This is a genomic window from Ursidibacter arcticus (assembly GCF_009761375.1).
GTDB lineage: Bacteria > Pseudomonadota > Gammaproteobacteria > Enterobacterales > Pasteurellaceae > Ursidibacter > Ursidibacter arcticus.
Genome location: NZ_LEKM01000203.1, coordinates 1 through 5,010, shown reverse-complemented (window position 1 = coordinate 5,010; position 5,010 = coordinate 1). Strand labels below are relative to the sequence as shown.

Below are 5,010 nucleotides of genomic sequence, written 5' to 3'. Positions count from 1 at the left end.
GAATATCTTATGCCTTTGGTTTTTTTTCAGCAATAAAAAACCGACTGTTTTAGTCGGTCCAGACCGCTGACAAACCCTAATTTGTTGTATTCAATAAACGGACGCCAGCGTGGCGTCCCTACACAACAAAATAAAATCTGTTATTTTTCAATTAGTTATAACTTTCCTTGTAGGGACGCCACGCTGGCGTCCGAATGAAAAAAGACTTTGTCAATAATCTGAGCCTCAAATAGAGGCTAGTAATATGAATGTAGAAGCTACTTTAAGATAGGTTGAATAATTTAACGTAATTTACTTATCGCAAAACTAATCAAGAAACAGCCCGCTTGTAGCAAGATAATGGTAGGTCCTGTCGCCACATTAAAGTGGAAACTAAGGAAGACACCCCAAAAGGCACTCAACAACGATGTCCCAACCGCAATGAGTAACATTCGGTCAAAACGTTTTGCTAGGGTATATCCTGTAATCCCCGGAGTAATTAACATCGCAACAACTAAAATAACGCCGACTACTTGCATTGCACTGATGATAACTAATGCAAGTAGCACTAATAAACCATAATGCAATACTTTATTATTTAGTCCAACTGTTCTTGCGTGACTAGGATCAAAGCAATAAAGCAATAGATCTTTACGCTTTATTAAAATAACAAGCAATACAGTAAATGCAATCCATAACGATTGACGAAATTCTTCTGCGGTAATACCAAGTAAATCGCCAAACAGAATATGCATTAAATGCTGATCAGTCTGTACTTTAGTAAATAAGACTAACCCAAATGCAAACATTCCAGAGAAAACAATCCCCATTACAGTATCTTCTTTTATACGGCTATTTTCTTTAAGATAGCCTACGGCAACAGCACAAAATATCCCAGAGACAAACGCCCCTATTGCTAATGGAATAGCAAGTAAATATGCGATGACAATACCAGGTAATACAGCGTGAGAGATCGCATCGCCCATCAATGACCAACCTTTCAAGACTAAATAGCACGATAAGGTTGCACAAACGACACCGACAACCAAAGCGACAATTAACGCTTGTTGCATAAAAGGATATGAAAGTGGTTCAGCAAACCAATTTATAACGGTATCAAACATTATTGTTCTCTCCGTAAGCGGTTACTTTCGGTGATTTTTTTGCAAATTTACGGGGTAATAATCCATATTTAGGTGCAAAGAAAAAGGCGATTAGGAAAATCAGCGTTTGTAATGAAACAATAAATCCACCCGTTGCACCATCTGCAAAATAACTTAAATAAGCTCCAACGGAACCAGTTACGCCACCAAGAATAATTGAGATAATCAGTAATTTTCCAAATCTATCCGTCAGTAAGTAAGCAGTTGCCCCGGGGGTAACCACCATCGCAATGACTAAAATTGCCCCAACGCTTTGTAGAGCAGTTACAATACAAGCACTGAGCAGAGAGAAAAATAGAATTTTAAGTCGAATAGGTGAAATACCGACTGCTTTTGCTTGCACTTCATCAAAAAAGACAAGTAATAAATCTTTCCAATAAATAATCAGAAAAAAGAGTGAAACCCCAAGAATGATAGCAACCTGTAACATATCCTCATCGGCAATACCTAAAATATTACCAAGAATAATAGACTGCACATTTACTGATGTTGGATTGATAGAAATAATCAGTAACCCAAAAGCAAAAAAAGTACTGAAAATAAAACCAATAATGGCATCTTCTTTTAATTTGGTAACCGATTTGATCGCTAAAATAGCAATAGTTGCAATAAAGCCTGAAAAAAACGCCCCTATCGCATAAGGTAATGAAAATGCGTATGCCAAAGCAACACCCGGAACGACAGCATGAGAAAGTGCATCACCAATTAACGACCAGCCTTTTAACATTAAATAAGCTGAAAGAAAAGCACAGACTGCTCCTATCGCACCGCTTGCCACTATGGCTTTAAACATATAATCATAAGAGAAAGGTTCAAGTAACCATTCAATCATTACAATTCCTTGCGTTGATCTGGTTGCTCCGCAAGAAAATGTTGATAACGCAATACTCCGCCAAACACTCGTTCTAGATTTTCAGGCGTGAAAGTCGTCTCAATCGCACCTGTTGCAAGAACGGTTCGGTTAATCATTACTGCTTGGTCACAAAAACTGGGAACAGAACTTAGATTATGTGTGGAAACAAGAATAAGATGCCCTTCATTTCGCAATTGTTTCAATAGATCCATAATTGCGTTTTCAGTGGTTACATCAACCCCTGTAAAAGGTTCATCTAGCAAAATAATTTGGCTTTCTTGTGCTAAGGCTCGGGCAAGAAAAACACGCTTTTTTTGCCCACCAGAAAGCTCACCAATTTGGCGATCACGCAAGTGAGCAATATTGACTCGCTCCATTGCATCAAGCACTTTCTGCTTGTCTAACGCTGTTGGCAAGCGTAAGAAGTTCATATAACCATAGCGTCCCATCATTACTACGTCATAAACTGAAACAGGAAATTGCCAATCCACTTCTTCACTTTGCGGCACATAGGCAACCAAATTTTGCTTTAATGCCTGATTAACAGGCATACCACAGATATGAATTTGCCCTTGGGGGCTTACTAACCCCATAATGCTTTTAAATAAAGTTGATTTTCCACTACCATTGACCCCAAGTAATGCACAAATAGTGCCACCATTTAGGTCAAAGGTAATATCGTGAATGGCTGTGTGCCCATTGTTATAACGTACAGTAACATCTTTAACAGAAAGCGAACTTACGTGATCTCTCATTGATTACAACCTATTATTTTTCGAAACCTTTTACAATGGTACTTACAGTAACATTTAATAGATCGATATAGGTTGGTACAGCACCTTCTTTAGTAGATAGAGAATCTACATAAAGCACGCCACCGTATTTCGCTTTTGTTTCTTTTGCGACTTGTTTTGCAGGTTTATCAGAAATTGTACTTTCGCTAAATACGACAGGAATTTTATGCTCACGTACTTTCTTGATAACATTTTTGATTTGTTGCGGAGTGCCTTGAGCATCTGCATTGATCGGCCATAAGTAGAGTTCTTTAAAGCCATAATCTTGTGCTAAATAGCTGAATGCACCTTCGCTAGTTACTAACCAACGCTGTGCTTCAGGCACATTATTTAGTCTTGCACGAAGTGGCTCATCTAACGCAGTAATTTTTGCTGCATAAGCTTTTGCATTGTTATTATAGGCTTCTGCATTCTCTGGGTCATACTTCACCAATGCTTGACGAATGTTTTCAATATAAATTAAGGCATTTTTGGTAGACATCCAAGCGTGTGGGTTTGGCATATCTTTATATGGACCTTCATAAATTGAAATTGGGGTAATACCTTCTGTTACTACTACCGCTGGTTTATCTTTCACTTGAGTGAAGAAACGCTCAAACCAACGTTCTAAATTCATTCCATTCCAAAGCACTAAATCGGCAGATTGTGCTTTTACAACATCTTGCGGGGTCGGTTGATAATCGTGGATTTCAGCACCTGGTTTAGTGATAGATTCCACCACTGCTTTATCACCCGCTACGTTTTGAGCGATGTCTTGAATAACAGTAAAGGTTGTGACAACTTTAAATTGTTTTGCTGACAATGGTGTAGCAGCAAGTAAAATTGTACCTAAGAGCGCGACTATTTTTTTCATTTTAATCTCCTTAAAAAAGTTATGGCCTTACGCACTTTCTATTATATACTTTCTCGGAAATTAAGCAAATGAAAATGATTTGCAAATTTTAGATTTACAATTTTACAAATCCTCTTTACGAAAATGTCGCTGGCTTTTTGTTTCTTCACGACTTTCAATTAAACGATGATAGTTTTCAAAACGAACAGAATCAATCTTACCCAATTCAACCGCTTCTCGCACTGCACAACCAGGATCATCTTTATGCTTACAATCTCGGAATTTGCAAGTCCCCAATACAGATTGGAACTCGCGATAGCCTTGAGTAATCTGTTCAGGTTCTAAATGCCATAATCCAAATTCACGAATTCCGGGTGAATCAATTAAATTCCCCCCTTGTTGTAGATGATATAAACGAGAGGCAGTAGTCGTATGTTGCCCTAACCCTGAAGTATCACTAACAGCCCCTGTTTGAGCATTTACTTCAGGTAATAAGCGGTTAATTAAGCTTGATTTTCCAACCCCTGATTGCCCAACAAAAATAGAAGTACCTTGTGCTAAATAAGCATCTAATGTTGCCATATTTTCACCACTATCTGCCGATAAACAGAGCGTTTGATACCCAATTTTTTGATAAATTGCCAGCTGTTTTTCGACTTCTTGACGAGCTTGAGCATCAAGCAGATCAATTTTATTTAACACAATCAAAGCGGGAATATTCGCATTTTCACAAATGACCAAGTAACGATCAATAATATTCAACGACAGTTGGGGTAATACCGCAGACACAATAATAATTTGATCAATATTTGCCGCCATTACTTTGATACCATCATAATAATCAGGGCGACTTAATTCATTTTTGCGTGGATAAATCGCTTCAATGACACCACTTATTCCTTGTAATTGCTCATTTCCTAACCGCCAAGAAACCACATCTCCCACAACAACATTCTTTAGTGTACGGCGTAAATTACAACGAAAAATCTCACCGCTTTCCGTTTCCACATCAGCGTGTTTGGCGTGGCGAGTAACGACAATACCTTGCTGAATCTCGCCAAGCATTTCATCTTGCCACTCAAATTCTTTTTTACTGATTTTTTTATGATGATTAGATTGAATACGACGTTGTTGATTTTGGGTTAATCGGCGTTTACTCAAAGGAAATACTCTCTTACAAAGGAATGACTAAAGCAGAAAGGATACTATAAAACAGCAACAAGCGGTGAGATTCTTACAGAAATTTGTAAATTAAAGCAGAGAGAAAATAAAAAATCCCCTTTAATCAGGGGATCCAGATTATTGACAAAGTCTTTTTTCATTCGGACGCACTCAGTGCGTCCCTACAAGAAAAATTATAACCAATTGAAAAATAACAGATTTTATTTT

5 protein-coding genes are annotated in these 5,010 nt (G+C 37.8%); all 5 read right to left on the bottom strand.

Annotation, left to right across the window (positions count from 1 at the left end):
- Nucleotides 1-281: 281 nt before the first annotated feature.
- Nucleotides 282-1,103 carry a metal ABC transporter permease gene (locus tag A1D25_RS09375; protein ID WP_157395411.1) on the bottom strand — a complete coding sequence of 274 codons (822 nt, stop codon included), beginning with the start codon at nt 1,101-1,103 and terminating at the stop codon, nt 282-284.
- Complete coding sequence (locus A1D25_RS09370) at nt 1,096-1,974, bottom strand: metal ABC transporter permease (protein ID WP_157395410.1); 879 nt, start codon at nt 1,972-1,974, stop codon at nt 1,096-1,098. The genes A1D25_RS09375 and A1D25_RS09370 overlap by 8 nt, the downstream gene beginning before the upstream one ends.
- Nucleotides 1,974-2,750 (bottom strand): ATP-binding cassette domain-containing protein, encoded by a 777-nt coding sequence (locus A1D25_RS09365; RefSeq protein WP_157395409.1) that lies wholly within the window; start codon nt 2,748-2,750, stop codon nt 1,974-1,976. Before A1D25_RS09365 ends, A1D25_RS09370 begins: the two co-directional genes overlap by 1 nt.
- Before the next feature lie 13 nt (nt 2,751-2,763).
- Nucleotides 2,764-3,642 (bottom strand): metal ABC transporter substrate-binding protein, encoded by an 879-nt coding sequence (locus A1D25_RS09360; RefSeq protein ID WP_157395408.1) that lies wholly within the window; start codon nt 3,640-3,642, stop codon nt 2,764-2,766.
- Between the two features lie 102 nt (nt 3,643-3,744).
- Complete coding sequence (gene rsgA, locus A1D25_RS09355; RefSeq protein ID WP_157395407.1) at nt 3,745-4,782, bottom strand: small ribosomal subunit biogenesis GTPase RsgA; 1,038 nt, start codon at nt 4,780-4,782, stop codon at nt 3,745-3,747.
- Nucleotides 4,783-5,010: the final 228 nt, after the last annotated feature.

Coding starts and splice junctions, on each gene's coding strand:
- A1D25_RS09375 (WP_157395411.1), bottom strand. CDS start 1,103: ATGTTTGATACCGTTATAAATTGGTTTGCTGAACCACTTTCATATCCT.
- A1D25_RS09370 (WP_157395410.1), bottom strand. CDS start 1,974: ATGATTGAATGGTTACTTGAACCTTTCTCTTATGATTATATGTTTAAA.
- A1D25_RS09365 (WP_157395409.1), bottom strand. CDS start 2,750: ATGAGAGATCACGTAAGTTCGCTTTCTGTTAAAGATGTTACTGTACGT.
- A1D25_RS09360 (WP_157395408.1), bottom strand. CDS start 3,642: ATGAAAAAAATAGTCGCGCTCTTAGGTACAATTTTACTTGCTGCTACA.